The 16481-nt window shown below is 46.6% G+C and carries 14 protein-coding genes and 1 pseudogene; 5 read left to right on the top strand and 10 right to left on the bottom strand.

Annotated elements, in window-relative coordinates:
- Both BLP57_RS09135 and BLP57_RS09130 read right to left on the bottom strand, forming a co-directional pair.
- On the bottom strand, window positions 1-1467 hold the full coding sequence (locus BLP57_RS09135) for a UDP-N-acetylmuramoyl-L-alanyl-D-glutamate--2,6-diaminopimelate ligase (RefSeq protein WP_092071147.1): 1467 nt from the start codon (window positions 1465-1467) through the stop codon (window positions 1-3).
- A 187-nt stretch (window positions 1468-1654) separates the two neighbouring features.
- Entirely contained in the window at window positions 1655-3643 is a 1989-nt protein-coding gene (locus BLP57_RS09130) for a DUF11 domain-containing protein (protein ID WP_092071144.1), read from the bottom strand.
- Between the two features lie 565 nt (window positions 3644-4208).
- Between BLP57_RS09130 and arcC the strand changes: the two genes are divergently transcribed.
- The gene (arcC, locus tag BLP57_RS09125; RefSeq protein ID WP_015526125.1) at window positions 4209-5141 is read left to right on the top strand and encodes a carbamate kinase; all 933 of its coding nucleotides are present in this window, start codon (window positions 4209-4211) and stop codon (window positions 5139-5141) included.
- 158 nt (window positions 5142-5299) lie between these two features.
- On the opposite strand, the gene nrdD is transcribed toward arcC, so the two are convergent.
- Window positions 5300-7435, bottom strand: coding sequence for an anaerobic ribonucleoside-triphosphate reductase (gene nrdD / locus BLP57_RS09120; RefSeq protein ID WP_015526126.1), 2136 nt, complete (start codon window positions 7433-7435; stop codon window positions 5300-5302).
- A 200-nt stretch (window positions 7436-7635) separates the two neighbouring features.
- Entirely contained in the window at window positions 7636-7890 is a 255-nt protein-coding gene (locus BLP57_RS18040; RefSeq protein WP_207646702.1) for a hypothetical protein, read from the bottom strand.
- Window positions 7891-8403: 513 nt separating this feature from the next.
- Here BLP57_RS18040 and asnA point away from each other — a divergent pair.
- Window positions 8404-9414, top strand: a complete 1011-nt coding sequence (gene asnA, locus BLP57_RS09110; RefSeq protein ID WP_015526128.1) for an aspartate--ammonia ligase — start codon at window positions 8404-8406, stop codon at window positions 9412-9414.
- Window positions 9415-9462: 48 nt separating this feature from the next.
- Entirely contained in the window at window positions 9463-9897 is a 435-nt protein-coding gene (locus BLP57_RS09105; protein WP_021651604.1) for a CBS domain-containing protein, read from the top strand.
- A gap of 112 nt (window positions 9898-10009) precedes the next feature.
- Here BLP57_RS09105 and BLP57_RS09100 read toward each other — a convergent pair whose 3' ends face one another.
- The 3 genes from BLP57_RS09100 to BLP57_RS09090 all read right to left on the bottom strand — a co-directional run bounded on the left by BLP57_RS09100 (window position 10010) and on the right by BLP57_RS09090 (window position 12353).
- Window positions 10010-10753, bottom strand: coding sequence for an amino acid ABC transporter ATP-binding protein (locus BLP57_RS09100; RefSeq protein WP_021651603.1), 744 nt, complete (start codon window positions 10751-10753; stop codon window positions 10010-10012).
- The gene (locus BLP57_RS09095) at window positions 10740-11432 is read right to left on the bottom strand and encodes an amino acid ABC transporter permease (RefSeq protein WP_059086976.1); all 693 of its coding nucleotides are present in this window, start codon (window positions 11430-11432) and stop codon (window positions 10740-10742) included. Before BLP57_RS09095 ends, BLP57_RS09100 begins: the two co-directional genes overlap by 14 nt.
- Before the next feature lie 144 nt (window positions 11433-11576).
- Window positions 11577-12353 (bottom strand): transporter substrate-binding domain-containing protein, encoded by a 777-nt coding sequence (locus BLP57_RS09090; RefSeq protein ID WP_015526132.1) that lies wholly within the window; start codon window positions 12351-12353, stop codon window positions 11577-11579.
- Window positions 12354-12697: 344 nt separating this feature from the next.
- On the opposite strand from BLP57_RS09090, the gene dapF reads away from it, so the two are divergent.
- Window positions 12698-13552, top strand: a complete 855-nt coding sequence (gene dapF / locus BLP57_RS09085) for a diaminopimelate epimerase (RefSeq protein ID WP_044961559.1) — start codon at window positions 12698-12700, stop codon at window positions 13550-13552.
- 49 nt (window positions 13553-13601) lie between these two features.
- Here dapF and BLP57_RS09080 read toward each other — a convergent pair whose 3' ends face one another.
- From BLP57_RS09080 to BLP57_RS09070, 3 genes are all read right to left on the bottom strand, one after another.
- Entirely contained in the window at window positions 13602-13916 is a 315-nt protein-coding gene (locus tag BLP57_RS09080; RefSeq protein ID WP_021651597.1) for an AzlD domain-containing protein, read from the bottom strand.
- The gene (locus tag BLP57_RS09075; protein WP_044961558.1) at window positions 13906-14625 is read right to left on the bottom strand and encodes an AzlC family ABC transporter permease; all 720 of its coding nucleotides are present in this window, start codon (window positions 14623-14625) and stop codon (window positions 13906-13908) included. Before BLP57_RS09075 ends, BLP57_RS09080 begins: the two co-directional genes overlap by 11 nt.
- 231 nt (window positions 14626-14856) lie before the next feature.
- Entirely contained in the window at window positions 14857-15297 is a 441-nt protein-coding gene (locus BLP57_RS09070) for a hypothetical protein (protein ID WP_021651595.1), read from the bottom strand.
- A 959-nt stretch (window positions 15298-16256) separates the two neighbouring features.
- Here BLP57_RS09070 and BLP57_RS09060 point away from each other — a divergent pair.
- A pseudogene (locus BLP57_RS09060) lies at window positions 16257-16481 on the top strand (hypothetical protein); the annotation flags it as partial.

Raw genomic sequence — 16481 nt, 5'->3', positions numbered from 1 at the left:
TTACGCTTTCTGATCTTCTTCCAGGATCTCCCGGATCAGTACACGCTCATCCATGGGATATTTCTTACCCTTGATCTCCTGATAATCCTCATGGCCCTTTCCGGCAAGGACGATGATATCTCCCGGCTCACCGTGATGGATCGCGTAGGCGATCGCCTCTTTACGATCCGGGATCTCTATATATTTTCCATCTGTTTTTGCCATTCCGATCTTGATATCATCGATGATGGCCTGTGGATCCTCATCTCGCGGATTATCTGAAGTAATGATGGTCAGATCTGCCATCTTTCCTGAAACCTCACCCATCTCATAACGGCGCAGCTTGGAACGGTTTCCGCCACAGCCAAACAGGCATACCAGTCTGTGCGGATCATATTCCTTCAGTGTTCCGAGAAGGCTCTCCAGCGCCATGGCATTATGTGCGTAATCGATCATCAGTGTGAATTCGTCAGATACCTTGATCATCTCAATACGGCCTTTGACCCTGGCCACCTTCAGAGCTTTGATGATATTCTCCTCGGATACCTTAAAATGGCGGCAAATGGCAATGGCAGTCAGAGAATTGTAAATGCTGAACTTACCTGGAATATCGATCTCCACAGGAAAATCCATAAGTCCCTTAACATGATAGGAAATTCCCAGATAGCCCTTTCTTCCAACGAGTCTGGCGCCCTCTGCACGGAGATCTGCTTTTTCGGAAAATCCATAGGTTTCAAGTTTACAGGTGTGGCCTTCGATAATGCGGTCAAAGTGTTCATCGTCACGATTTACGATACCAACCTTACACTGTCTGAGAAGCATGGATTTGCAGTGCAGATAATCATCAAAGTCCTTGTGCTCATTCGGTCCGATATGATCTGGTTCAATATTTGTGAAAATTCCAAAATCAAACACAAATCCCTGGGTTCTGTGAAGCATCAGTCCCTGTGAGGAAACCTCCATAACGACCGCATCGCAGCCTGCTTCTACCATATCATGAAAATATTTCTGTACCATATAGGATTCCGGTGTCGTGTTGGCTGCCGGGATATGCTTCTCCCCGATAACAGCCTCGATGGTTCCGATCAGACCAACCTTATATCCGGCATTCTCAAGGATCGATTTCACCATATAGGTTGTAGTTGTTTTTCCTTTGGTTCCGGTGATACCGATGGTTTTGAGCTTTTCTGCCGGATGTCCGAACCATGCTGCTGAAATAAAGGCCATGGCGTAACGGGTATCCTCTACCTGGATCACTGTCACATCCTCCGGTGCCTCCACCGCTTCTTCCACGATGAGTGTCTTCGCACCCTTTGCCACAACATCAGGTATAAATTTATGTCCATCCACGACCGCACCTCTGATGCAGATAAAAAGGCTCCCTTCTTCTACTTTGCGGGAATCATATACAACAGAAGAAACCTCCTGCTCTGTACTTCCCTGAAGGCATTTGTATTCAAGATGTTCCAATAAGGATAAAAGATTCATTTTTCTCCTCCATCTTCCCTTTTTCCGGTCTGACGGGCAGCACACCGGAGGTGGGAAATATACTGTTCTTATTTTCTGTACATACCATATAGAATAGCACACCTCCCCCCTGTTTTCAACGTTTCTTTGAGGTACGGCCGCCTTGTAAAATATCAGCTTGTTACTGTTCACTCCGTTCTCAGTAACATCAGCTTTTTCCATAAATATCCGCATATTTTTTCCGGAGCCAGATGCCGCCCAGCACAGTCACCAAAGCTGTCACTGCCAGAAGCGTCCACAAATCCCTCCTGGTATCATCTCCGGTCTTCGGATGTGTGGACGCAGTTCTTGCCATCTGTATCTGACCGGAAGCCTGACCCTGGTCATCTCCCTGCAAAGGCAGCCCTTCTTCCGGCGTAATAGCCACCTCTCCTTTTACCATGACAGAAGCGGAGGCCTCCATCAATCGCTCTCCGGTTTCCTGGCTTGTGACCGTCACCTGGTTAAAAAGCTTCTGATCCGCTGTTTTTCCCGGAATCTTCACCACAGCCTGAAGAGAAACTGCCTCTCCCGGCGGGATCTGTTGGATCATTGCCTTTGTACGGCTGCTGTTGAGCGTTACACCTTCCTGCTCCAGAAACTGTGCATGGATCCCTGCTGCCTGAAAGCGCTCCGTTCCCACAACCGAATGAAGCGTTTTTTCACCGGTATTCACGATACAGATCTGATAGGTCACAGTCTCACCCGGTGCAGCGGTTTCTTTGTCTGCAGTTTTCTTTACAGAAAGATCCGCCTTCAGTGCCTCCAGACCATTTATAGTGGAGGCGTTCTTCCGGATCACTTCATCCGCTCTGTCCTTCACCCTGGCCTCTGCTTCCACCTGGTGCTCCAGATCTTTTTCCTGTTCATCCAGAAGCGGCGCCTGTACATAAAAGCTCCTGCTCTCTCCGGCTTTTAATTCTGCAAATTCCGCCACAGCCCCTTCTGTTAGAAGGCCTTCTGCATCTTCCCACAGCTGCCGGATCTTAGGGCAGGAAAGGCTGCTGGTCAGACGGATATCTGCAAGATCCAGCTTTCCGGTATTGGCTATCTCTACCTGATAACGGATGGTCTGCCCTGCTTTCATTTTTTCATTCTGTGCAATTACCGACAATTCCATATCAGCCTCAGCAGCCTCCACGTCCAGCATAGGCGAGATTCCCTCTGCGATCACCAGCTCTTCCCCGTTTTCTTCTGTCATGAGAAAGGTTCCCGCACCGGTACAGTCCTTCTGAAGCGGTTCCTCCTGAGTCACAGGATAACTGCTTTTCTCTGCCGGAAAACGGTATTCCTGCCGCAAGATCAGCGGGATACGGAAAAAGATCTCATCCTGCCCGTTCTGCTCCACGTTCAGCACGCTTTCCAGCTTTGTGATCTCTGTAGCTTCACCGCTCTGGCTCCTTACAGAAATCTGCTGTGCAGCCATATTTTTCGGGACAGAATCCGTTTCCGGAACAAAATACTCCGAAATATACGTGACCAGCGTCAGCTTTTGCGTCTCCTCAGACTCACCTTCCTCTTCATTCCCTACATTTTCCCCTCCGGTCGACGTTCCTTCCGGTGTGAGCGGACCCGTTTTCTCCTGCTCTTCATCCTCCGGCTGTACTGTTTCCCCGGATGCCAGCTGCTCCACGTGCTCATATCCTTCCTCCATTTCTATTCCGATTCCTTCCCCAACCTTATCCACCGGCAATTCCTGTTCTGCCTTCTCTTCCTGCTGCAAGTCATCCTCAGCCTTTGAAAGTTCCTGTTCTGGCTCTTCTTCCTGCTGCAAGTCATCCTCCGGCAGCTCCTGCTCTGGCTCCTTTTCCTGCTGCAAGTCATCCTCCGGCAGCTCCGGTTCTATCTCTTCTTCCTGCTCCACCGATGAATCTTCAATCTTCTGAAGTTCATCGTCCCACTTCTCATTTTTCTCCTTATCCTCCGAAAACCTTCTCCCGGACAGCCATTCATTCAGGCCGCGAATCCGGATCCCAAGCTCCGCCTGTCCGGATTCTATGTCTTTCCAGAACACACTCTGATCGATAAACGGTGCCTGTCCCGGCAAAAAATCTGCTCCCAGAGTCAGCTTCGGTTCTATTGTTCCTCCCAGCATGGCTCCTGCCAGCACTGTCACAATTCCGGCTTTCTTCATCTGTTTCCATATTCTGTTTTTCATGGCTCTTCCTCATTTCTGCCTGATCTGGCATTTCTTATACACATGTTTTTTTTACAGAAGCTTACTTTTCCACAGACAAAGGCATCCCTCCCCGGCAAATGGTGCATGATCAATATTTTTTTCGATAAAATAAAATGGATTTCTGCATCGAAACGATGCGTGAACAGATCCCGCAGAATGCAGGATCAAGACTTTTTCAATGTATCACATTTTCAAACCATGCGCAACCGGATATAAAAATTATAAAGTTTGTTTAAACTTTCTTTATAAATTTTCCATTTCTTTTAGATTAACGACATATTTTAAACATATTTTCTCTATATAATAGGTGTTGGATAGATGAAAAACCACTCTCTATCTCCCCCCTCAAAAAATAGTAGGAATCAAACCGTCTGACTGGATCAGGCGGTTTTTCCTGTCTTGGAAAACACTCGATTTTCTATTGCATTTCCCACATAGGTCTTTTATAATAAAATATAATACTCGTACGTCGTTTTCGATGTACTCGTTACTGGATACAGTAACTGATTTCATTCCAATTTTAAAGAGAAACGAGGTATTTCCTATGAGCGAAAAAACCGTAGTAGTTGCATTAGGCCACCGGGCACTTGGCACCACACTTCCAGAGCAAAAAACAGCTACAAAACTCGCAGCGAAGGTAATCGCAGATCTGGTAGAGGAGGGAACCCGCGTAGTGATCTCCCACAGCAACGGTCCGCAGGTAGGGATGATCCACACCGCAATGAATGAATTCGGTAAGGCACATCCTGATTATACATTTGCACCAATGTCCGTATGTTCCGCCATGAGCCAGGGTTATATCGGCTATGACCTTCAGAACGCCATCCGTGCTGAGCTTATCTCCAGAGGGATCTACAAACCGGTCAGCACAGTTCTGACACAGGTTGTCATCGATCCATACGATGAAGCATTTGCAGAGCCGGAGAAGATCATTGGACGTGTTCTTAACGCAGAAGAGGCCGAGGCTGAAGAAGAAAAAGGAAACTTTGTCACAAAGGTGGGCGAGGGCCAGTACAGACGTATCCTTGCAGCACCGAAGCCACAGAAGATCGTAGAGATTGAAACCGTAAAGGTCCTCTCTGCAGCAGAGCAGATCGTCATTGCCGCAGGCGGTGGCGGAATCCCGGTTCTTGAGCAGGGAACTCAGCTGAATGGTGCCAGCGCCATCATCGAGAAAGACCTGGCAGCAGGACTTCTTGCAGAAGAACTGAACGCTGACACTCTGATGATCCTTACAAGCGTCGAGAAAGTAAGCCTTGACCATAATACGGATCACGAATCTTATCTGGATACTATTTCCACAGAAGATGCCAAGAAATATATTGCCGGCAAACAGTTTGCGGCAGGCTCCATGCTTCCTAAGATCGAAGCAGGTGTTTCCTTCGTGGAGAAGGGAACCGGACGCCGTACCATCATCACAGACATGGCCCATGCAAAAGACGGCTACCGTGAGAAGACCGGAACTATCATTAAATGATCATTTTACGGACTCAGAATACAAAGTGAACTATAAAACTTCACTTTACATAAAAATATCCCGCAGACGGCTGCTGGTCTTACCGGCAGCTCTGCGGGATATTTTTATATTGTCTGGCTGTCCGATCACTGTTCCACAGTTGATCGGACAGCTAGCATTTACATAGATTTTCGCTCAGCGATCTCAGCCATCTTCGCCTCATTCAGGCGGGTATCTCCATGGACACGGCTGTAGGAAAGATATCCGTTCATACGGTCGATCTTGGTCAGGTTTCTGGAACCGCAGACAGGGCATACATCCATCTCCAGTTCCTCATGACCACAATCGTCACAGTATGCAAGAGAAAGGTTCACTCCCTCATAATATCCCAGATCCATGGCTCTGCGGATCAGTGTACGGATAGCTTCCTTATTGTAGCCGATCGGATAACGTACATACTGAATCTTACCGCCATTGCAGAGCTCCCAGAAACGTCCCTCCAGATCCTGTTTCTCGATCGGAGTCACATCCTCTGTTACATGGCAGTGGAAGCTGTTGCTCACATATGGTCTGTCAGAAACGCCCTCAATGATTCCATACATCTTACGGAACTGCTCTACCTGCAGGCCACAAAGACTCTCTGCCGGTGTTCCGTAGATCGCATAAAGATAACCATCTTCCTTCTTGTACTGATTTACCTTGTCATTGATATATTTCAGGACCTCCAGAGCAAACGCCCCATCCTCGGCAATGGATTTGCCATTGTAAAGTTCCTGAAGCTCATTTAACGCTGTGATACCGAAGGAAGCTGTCATAGGCTTCAGGATCTTGCCAATCTTTTCATTCGGTTTCAGATGTCCGCCGTAGAAACCGCCTTCACAGTATGCAAGCGGGTTGGTGGATGCACGCATCTGTCCCAGATATTCGTAAGTGCGGATATGCAGGTTACGGATCATTTCCAGATAGAAATCCAGAACCTCATAGAAATCTCTGCTCTCCGCTCTGGCCTTTGCAAGGATCATCGGAAGATGAAGACTTACCGCACCAATGTTAAAACGTCCCACAAAAACAGGCGTATCATTCTCATCCGCCGGCTCCATACCGCCACGCTCATACCACGGACTTAAGAAAGCACGGCATCCCATCGGGCTGATGACCTTCTTGTATTTCCTGTACATACTGGAAATATAGCCTGCGCCGGACATAGACAGCCAGTCCGGATACATGGTTTTGGAGGAACACTCCACACCAGCCTCAAAAATATCCTCACAGCACTTTCCGGGACCATGGATCTCTTTGTCATAAAGGAATACGATCTTCGGGAAAAGTACCGGTTTCTTGTGTCCGGCCTTACCCTGTCCTCCCTGATGGACCTCAAGAAGGGAAATCGTACACATCTTCTCAAACTGCTCGGTTCCGAGACCAAGTGTCACCGTAACAAACGGATAATCACCTCTGGAAGAACCGACGGTATTCAGCTTGTACTCAATTCCCTGCCAGCCCTGGTCATAATCCCTGCGGACCTTATCAAGAGCATACTCAATAGCTCTCTCCTCACGGCCACTCCAGCTCTCGTCCGAGTATTTCATAAATTCGGAAATATATTTATCATAGCTCTTCTTTGCATACGGTGCCAGGATCTTATCAACCTCCGGCACTGTAAAGCCACCATACTGCTGTGCTGCTGTACTGAGAATGATATCCCCCATAACATCAAAGGCTGTATCCAGAGTCTTCGGCTCGTTATACCAGACATTGCCCATCTCAAAACCGCCACTTAAAACAGCTGCCACATCGAACAGACAGCAATTCATGGTATCCAGACGTGCAGACTGGTCATGAATATAAATGTAGCCGTCCTTACATGCCTGAAGCTCATTACGGTTCATAAAAAACTTCCGATAGAGTTCCTTGTTCAGCTCATTAAAGATCAGGCTTCGTTTCGTGGCAACAAGGGCGCTGTCTGTATTGGCATTACTTTTATCACCGATATAACGGATCGCCTGACTCTTGGTATAGACATCATCCATCATATGGATAAAATCCAGCTTGTAATTCCGATAATCACGGTAGCTCTTGGCAACTGCCGGATTCACACGCTCCAGAGCCCCCTCCACGATATTGTGCATCTCCTGGATCTCAATCTCATTCTTTCCAAGGGAATCCGCATGCTCCTGGGCAAAACGGCAGATAAAATCCTTCTCCTCGTCTGAAAAAGTATAAAGAATACGCTCTGCGGATTTGTTCACGGCAGCCACGATCTTCTGCGGATTAAACTCCTCTCTTGTCCCGTCTTTCTTGATCACATATAACATTGCTCATCCCTCCCTGTGCTATATATAAGTCGCTATGCAAAATACTATATATAGTACCTATATCCTCTATATATTGTTTTTCATCTATATGTTGTGCTAGGCATGAGTATAACACAGCTGAGGAGAAAAGAAAAGGGATATTTCTGTATACACGAAAATACAGACACTTAGCACTGCCTGATCTCACTGCAGAAATATTCTCACAAATTCGTTCCGATCCAGTCTGCAAGAAAATCCCATAATTTTGGAAGCAGAATGGCCAGTGTCACTATAAACCATATGATCCAGCCTGCCCCACTGCTTTTCTGATCTTTTTTTTGCTGTTTTTTTCCCTGATCTAAAACTTCTGCACGATTTCTGCCCACCGTTGTTTTATTCCTGGTATTAACTGCCGCTGCAGTCTTACGTCCGGCTGCTGCACCTGTATTCCGGCTTCCGGTTAGATTCCGATTCAAATCGGTATTGCGGCTTGCATTCGTATTCCGGTTTATGTTTGTATTCCGGTTCGCGTTCGTATTCCGGTTTACGTTCGTATTCCGGTTTACGTTTCCGTTATGTTGTGTTGTTTGATCAGCATCCTTTCCATACTGCCGCATCATATCCCTCACTTTGGCGGAAGCATGTTTATAATGTATCTCCCGGGGCTCATTCAGATGATATAACACCTCATCATTTCTGTAAGGCATCCCACATAATGAACACCTGCCATTTACAACCTTACCCCCACAAACCTGACACCTTTGACCTGCCATAAGCTCCCTCCATTCTATCCGTCAAAACGGATATTTATATTTCCGTCGTAAACATAAGCATTCTTTTTTCAGTATATCACACTAGGCATTTAATACCCAGTATTTTTCTACGATACCTCAAAAGACTTCCCCTCTCATTATATTGCCACTCCACCCATTTTCTGCTATAATACCCCACAGAGCAATAAGCCTAAAAATCATCAGGAGGAGCCGATAATGAATACAATCACAATCCCCGCAACCTATCATGCAGACCTGAACCTCCATGACACACAGATTGCGATCAAAACAGTAAAAGATTTCTTCCAGCAGACACTCTCACAGAAGCTGAACCTTCTTCGAGTATCCGCTCCAACATTTGTAGCACCGGAATCCGGCCTTAACGACAACCTTAATGGTGTAGAGCGCCCGGTAAGCTTTGATATCAAGGCTATCGAAGGAAGCAACGCCGAGATCGTACACTCCCTTGCCAAATGGAAACGCTACGCACTGAAAAAATACGGATTTTCTCACGGAGAAGGTCTTTACACAGATATGGTAGCCATCCGCCGGGATGAAGATCTGGACAATATCCACTCTGTTTACGTAGACCAGTGGGACTGGGAAAAGATCATCTCCAAAGAAGAACGTTCCATGGAGACTCTCAAGGAAACCGTACGCACCATTTACAGTGTCCTTCGTAAAACTGAGAAATACATGGCTGTACAGTATGACTACATCGAGGAGATCCTTCCGAAGGATATCTTTTTTATCACAACTCAGGAGCTTCTTGACATGTATCCGGACTGCACACCGAAGGAACGTGAATATCGGATCACCCGTGAAAAGGGTGCTGTCTTCCTTATGAAAGTCGGCAAAACCCTCACCAACGGCGAGCGCCACGACGGACGTGCTCCGGACTATGATGACTGGGAACTGAACGGTGATATCCTCGTATACTATCCGGTACTTGACATTGCCCTTGAGCTTTCCTCAATGGGAATCCGTGTTGACGAGGACGCACTTGACCGCCAGCTCACCGAAGCAGGCTGTGATGACCGAAGAGAGCTTCCATTCCAGAAAGCAATCCTGAACAAAGAGCTTCCGTACACCATCGGTGGTGGTATCGGACAGTCCAGGATCTGTATGTTCTTCCTTCGTAAAGCACACATCGGAGAAGTACATGTCTCTCTCTGGCCGAAGGAGATCACAGATGCTGCAGAGACACACGGACTTCAGCTTCTCTAAAACAGCCTACAGATTTATTTATAATTTTCGCGGAAATGAGGTAATAACGTGAACATTCTGTTTTTTCTGATTCCCAAAAGCGAAGTAGCCTACATCTTTGAGGATGAAACTCTTCGCCAGACCCTCGAAAAAATGGAGCACCGCAAGTACTCCTGCATTCCTATCCTCACCATGGACGGCAAATATCTCGGCACCATCTCAGAGGGAGATCTCCTCTGGGGCATGCGCCGTGCAGATATCCACGACATCAAGGAAACAGAGGGAATCCCGATCATGGCGATCCCACGCCGTGCCACCTACAAACCGGTCCATGCAGATTCCAATATGGAAGATCTCCTGGATCGCGCCATTAATCAGAACTTCGTACCGGTGGTAGATGACCAGGGCTCCTTCATCGGGATCATAACCAGAAAATCTATCATCAAATACTGTTACAACGAAATAAAAGCCGCACAGAAAACTGCCGGTGAAGAAATCCACTGAGCAGCGGAAAGAAAAAAGATTTTTTTGCAACTAGCACTACAAAAAACGGATGCTTTATCTCCTGCAGCATTTCCACAGGAGGATCAAGCATCCGTTTTTAATATTCTTATATTTATAATGTCTTTGAAAGAAACTCTCGAAGTCTCTTATTCTTTGGATTTGCAAAGAATTCCTTAGGAGAATTTTCTTCCTGGATCTTTCCTTCATCAATGAAGAGGACTCTGGTTGCCACCTCGCGGGCAAAGCCCATCTCATGAGTTACCACAACCATGGTCATGCCGGATCTTGCAAGCTCCTGCATCAGTTCCAGGACCTCTCCTACCATCTCCGGATCAAGAGCAGATGTAGGCTCATCAAACAGCATCACGTCCGGGTTCATGGCAAGAGATCTTGCAATGGCGATACGCTGCTTCTGACCGCCGGAAAGCATGTCCGGATAGGAATCTGCCTTATCCGGAAGACCTACTCGCTCCAGAAGCTCCAGTGCCGTTTTTTCAGCCTCTTCCTTACTCATAAGATTCAGAGTCACAGGTGCGAGCATAATGTTCTCTTTTACTGTCTTATGTGGAAAAAGATTAAACTGCTGGAATACCATTCCGATCTTCTGACGATGACGGTTGATATCCACCTTGGAATCTGTGATGTCGGTTCCCTCAAAGAGGATTTTTCCCCCGGTCGGCTCCTCAAGGAGATTCAGGGAACGGAGGAATGTAGATTTACCACAGCCGGATGGTCCGATAATGGCTACTACTTCACCTCTGCGGATCTGTGTGGTGATCCCGTTGAGAACCTGATTGCCGCCATAGGCCTTTTCAAGTCCCTGTACATCCAGAAGCACTTCATTACTTACGCTCATTGGTTCTCAGCCTCCTTTCAAGTCTTCCTACCAGATAGGTAAGAAAACAAACGATCACAAGATAGATCGCAGCTACTACCAGCAGCGGGAACAGTGCACTGTAGGTCTGGCTTCGGATAATGTCTCCGCCACGGGTCAGATCCATAAGTCCGATATAACCACTGATGGATGTCTCCTTCAAAAGTACGATCAGCTCGTTTCCAAGGGCCGGCAGGATGTTCTTGACCGCCTGCGGAAGAATGATCTTGATCATAGTCTGTGTATAGTTAAGACCCAGGCTCCGTCCTGCCTCAAACTGTCCCTGATCAATAGACATGATACCGGAACGGACGATCTCAGCCACGTATGCAGCAGAGTTCATACCAAAGGCGATAATGGCAACAACTATCTTACCCGGATCTATGGTTGCAAAAATAACATAAAATACGATCAGCAGCTGTACCATCGTTGGGGTGCCACGGATCACAGTCAGATAAACACGACAGATCACATTAAGGATCTTAAGCTTACCTGTCTTATCATGTGTAGAACGGACAATAGCAATGACAAATCCCAGAAAAATACCAAGAAGTACAGCAAAAAAAGTAATGATGATGGTATTTTTCAGACCGGACAAAATGAACTGCCAGCGATTGTCGTCCAGAAAGTTAAACTGAAACTGTTCAATAAGACTCAAAATTTCCACCCTTTCCAAAACTACAGGTTCCGAAATCCGGAAAACATACCCGGATATCCGGAACCTGATCATTCGCTACTGAACCCTGCAACGAATATCTGTTTCTCAGCTTATCCGTTCAGAATCCTCTGATTTCTCTGTGCAAAATTATTTCTTTACAATAACAACCTGCTCTGCAGTTGTGTACGGATCAGTGAAATCAACGCTCTTTTTACGATCCTCTGTTACTGTCATTCCTGCAGCACCGAAATCAGCTTTTCCGGATTTAACAGAATTTACGATCGCATCAAACTCCATATCCTCGACCTTCAGCTCATATCCAAGCTTGTCGCAGACAGCCTGAGCGATATCAACATCAATACCTACGATCTTATCTCCGTCATAGTATTCGTATGGCTGGAAGGTTGCGTTTGTTGCCATGGTAAGAGTTCCCTTGGAGTGATCTGCATCCTTAGGAGTCTCATACGGTGTCTTACCTGCATCATCACCGATGTAGTTATCTCTGATGGAATCCAGAGTTCCGTCATCCTTCAGCTCCTTCAGCGCTTCGTTGAACTCTTTGGTAAGGTCTGCATTATCTTTGGAAAGACAGATTGCATACTCCTCTTTATCAAAAATATCCTCAACGATCTCAAGATCATCGTTTTTCTCAACAAATTTCTTAGCAGGCTCGCTGTCGATCACTACGCAGTCAATCTTACCCTGTTTCAGAGCCATAACAGCGTCATTACCTTTGTTGTATCTCTCTACTGTTGCGTCTTTAACCTCTGTAGCGTCTGCATCACCGGTTGTTCCAAGCTGAACACCGATCTTCTTACCCTCCAGATCATCTGCGCTCTTGATCTCATCTGCTGCAAAAACAGCGGATGTCATAGAAACTGTCATAGCTGCTGCAAGTGCAAGTGCCATAAATTTTCTCTTCATTTTTTCTTCCTCCTGAATTCTATGTACTTTACGTTAACTGTCTCTCTGCTTGTGTCAGTCCAATTCGTAATGTACAGCATAATTATACATCTCCATGCATATTACTTTGTTTTATGATACCATGTTTCTGACAAAATGCAAGCACATAAAATCCATAAATACGAAAATCCACTTCTAATTTACCGGAATTCCACAGGGAAAATTCACTTTTCGATAACAATTGTCCAATATACTATACTATTAAAGGCAACAAATGGAAAAAACCTGCGTGTTTTTTCCATGGGGTCTTGTGTTCCAACAGAAAAAACAAGTATAATATTCAGAAACAAGAGGAGGTTACTATTATGAAATTCACGAAAATGCACGGCATTGGAAACGATTATGTATATGTAAACTGTTTCGAGGAAACTGTTAAGGATCCGGCCGCAGTGGCAAAATTTGTCAGCGACCGTCATTTTGGCATTGGTTCCGATGGGCTGATCCTGATCCGCCCGTCGGAGATTGCAGACTGCGAGATGGATATGTACAATCTGGACGGCTCTCAGGGTGCCATGTGCGGAAACGGTATCCGCTGCGTTGCCAAATATGTCTATGACCACGGCATTGTGGACAAAACTTCTTTAAGCATCGCCACAAGAAGCGGTATCAAATATGTAGATCTTACTATCCGCGACGGCAAGGCCTCCATGGTAAAAGTCAACATGGGCTCCCCGATCCTCACTGCAAAAGAGATCCCGGTGGTTGCCGAAACCGAACAGGTGATCGACGCTCCCATCACCGTCGACGGAAAAGAATATCACATGACCGCAGTTTCCATGGGTAATCCTCATGCCATCATCTACGTAGACGATGTGGACAGCCTTGACCTGGAAAAGATCGGCCCGTCCTTTGAAAATCACGTATGCTTCCCGGACAGAGTCAACACTGAGTTTGTTCAGGTGATCGACCGCCACACCGTAAAGATGCGTGTATGGGAGCGTGGCTCCGGAGAAACTCTTGCCTGCGGCACAGGCGCCTGCGCAGTTACGGTAGCTTCCATCCTCAATGACAAGGTTGACGGCAGCAAGCCGGTTACTGTACAGCTTCTTGGCGGAGACTTAAACATCTCCTGGGAAAGAGATGAAAACCTTGTATATATGACAGGACCTGCAACTACGGTGTTTGACGGAGAGATCGATCTTGGATTTTTAGGTGAATAAATGAAAAAGGAGGGAGCTTTTCGAAGCTCCCTCCTGCATATTATACTTTTCAGATAAATACCAGAACCCTCTCCACGATAAACACCGCCGCACACGCCAGCAGGGCTACTGTGATCAGGCTTTTTTCCTTATATGCAGCAATAAGTGCTACCAGGAAACCTGCAGCGCCGGAGATGATGCTGTCTGTGGCTTTCAGGATAGCCGGGAAGGTCATGGCTGCCAGACAGGCGTATGGCACGTAGTACAGAAAGGACTTGATAAACGGGCTTCTGATCTCATTTTTTGCAAGAGCAAGGGGCAGCATACGGATGAGATAGGTGACTGCTGCCATCACCAGGATATAGAGATATACATTATGACTCATGAACGGCTTCCTCCTTCTCTTCCACCGGGCAGAAATAAGCTGCTAGGCCTGCTACCAGAAGTGTTGTGATAATGATCATAAATCCGGATGATACCTGTTTTAACACCGGTGTCACCGCAAAAACAGTGCTGACTGCCATGGATGCCACAACCACCCCAAGAACCGGTCTGCTCTTTTTGGACGGCGGGATGATGATGGCCAGGAACATTCCGTAAATGGCAACGCTCAACGCACTAAGCATAAAATCCGGCAAAAGGCTTCCGGAGATTCCTCCTGCCAGAGTTCCAAGAGTCCATCCGGGAATTGCCACGCACATGGCTCCGTAATTATAAAATACGCTGACCTTTCCCTCCTGGGCCGCACTGATCCCGAAAATTTCATCGGTGATACCAAAAGCAGCGATGTATTTCAGGATACCGGACTCCTCACGCCGGAATTTCTGGGACAGGGAAAATGACATCAGGCAGTATCTCAGGTTGATGATCAGCTGGGTCATTGCCATTTCCCACATGGAGCCTCCCGCAAAAATAATGTCCAGTCCCGCAAACTGACCGGCCGATGTCAGGTTGGTCAGGGAGATCAGAACTGCCTGCCAGATACTCAAGCCGCCGGCAACAGCCATCATGCCAAAGGTAAAGGATACCGCAAAATATCCAAGAGCGATGGGAACTCCATCCTTCATACCTTTTCTGAAACTTTCTCTTTTCATCGATTTCCTCCATTGTATGTACATTCCGTTATAAACGCAGCTGTGCCTACTTCTCCGATCTGTACAGCACTCATCAGAATCTCGCCACAGCTCGTTGTACATGTAAATAAGAGCGTGCCCGGAAACGTTTTTCCTGTTTCCTGACACGCTCTTTTATTGTAGCATTGCCCTGTCAAAACTTCAATACGTGAATACGTCATTCCTGTTTGTCATTTTTTCCGGAATATGTCCTTACGCTTCTTCAACTCCATCAGGATCTACTAGACGATCCAGAACCTTGAAGCCATTGTTACGGAGAACACTCTCTGCAACAAGGAGATCCTCACAGTGCATGATCGCTACCGGAACTTTCAAACCTCTGTGGAAAAAGGTGTAAATGTAATGAAGGTTTACATTACTGTCGCCCATGACGCTGAGAAGCTTGTCAAGACCGCCGATCTCATCCTGAAGATCTACCAGGATAGCCTGAGTAATACGGGTCATATATCCGTTTTCTGCCATGATCTGGTCTGCTTTTTCCGGATCATCACATACCATACGGAAGTTTGCGAACTCCGGTGCATCGAAACAGCCGAAGCCGTAAATGTCGATCTGATTCTCTGCAAGGATCTTTGTGACTTTCTGAAGACTTCCCGGAGTGTTTTCTACGAAGACGATATTCTGTTTTACCATGATGTGATTTCCTCTTTTCCTGATTATTTTTTCTTGTTATTGTTTTTCTTATTATTCTTTTTTTATTCTAGCATGAAATTAATTGGAAGTGAATCCCTTTCCGGGAGGGAGCATTTCGCATGCGGTTTTCCCTTTCCAGGGGGAGCATTTCGCATGCGGCTGTGCTTTTCCTTTCCAGGAGGGGCATTTCGCATGCGGCTGTGCTTTTCCTTTCCAGGAGGGGCATTTCGCATGCGGTTTTCCCTTTCCAGGGGGAGCATTTCGCATGCGGCTGTGCTTTTCCTTTCCAGGGGGAGCATTTCGCATGCGGCAGGTGCGAGGAGGGGAAGCATTCATAGTTGCGAAGGCCATCGTCCCCTCCTCGCGCTCCTCCCCTCCCGGCCACGCCGCTGTTCTGCGTTGTGGAATGTGTTACTTTTCTGACGGGGTGATGGATTCTACGATGTTGGATATTGCAAGTTATGCCGATATAAGTAACTGATATGCTTTCTTGATTCAGGTCAAGCGGATATTCGCAATCCGCTTCGCTACTTGCTCATAACTGAATAACTGCTCCGCAGTTTATCAGATAGAGCCTGCACTTCTCTTGATACAAGCAAGTCCTCACCCACTGCTTATTGCTTTTCGCAACTCTGCAGGGGACTTACTTGATTCAGTTAAATATCACAGAATATAAATCTCATATCAGGGAACAGGCCCGCTATGCGGGCCGCTTTTCCGTCCGTCCTCATTCATCGGCTCAGCCTTGAATTCCCGATACAGTCGAATCCATCGCCCTATACAAAACGTATCACACACCACAACGTACGTTCAAAAAAGCGTGCCCGGAAAGGGGGAGCGCGAGGGGGAAAAACGGGCCAATGCCATTTAGTTAGAACATAGTATTCCAAAAGATTGCAATGTATGGTAAAAAAGAATTATACATTGCAATCTTTTTTTATACAAAAGGAGGCTCGCTTATGAACTCTACTTTTGCTTCCAGTTATGAATTGCTCCTGTCTGCTATTTCTGAATTAGAACTTCAGAAGGATTCTTTTGTCCTTCACCCTGGCGTTGATTTTTCGAGAAAACGTAAGATTTCCTTTCGGGATACGATCCTCTCTCTTTTAACCATGCAGGGTGGCTCTCTTTCTACTACATCCCATGACTTTTTCCAGCACAGGTTTCCTGCTGATATCCCTTCT

It is taken from the genome of Blautia sp. SF-50 (assembly GCF_900101315.1).
Classification (GTDB): Bacteria; Bacillota; Clostridia; order Lachnospirales; family Lachnospiraceae; genus Blautia_A; species Blautia_A fusiformis.
The sequence above is the reverse complement of the archived record's forward strand: the minus strand, read 5'-3'. Positions and strand labels throughout refer to the sequence as shown.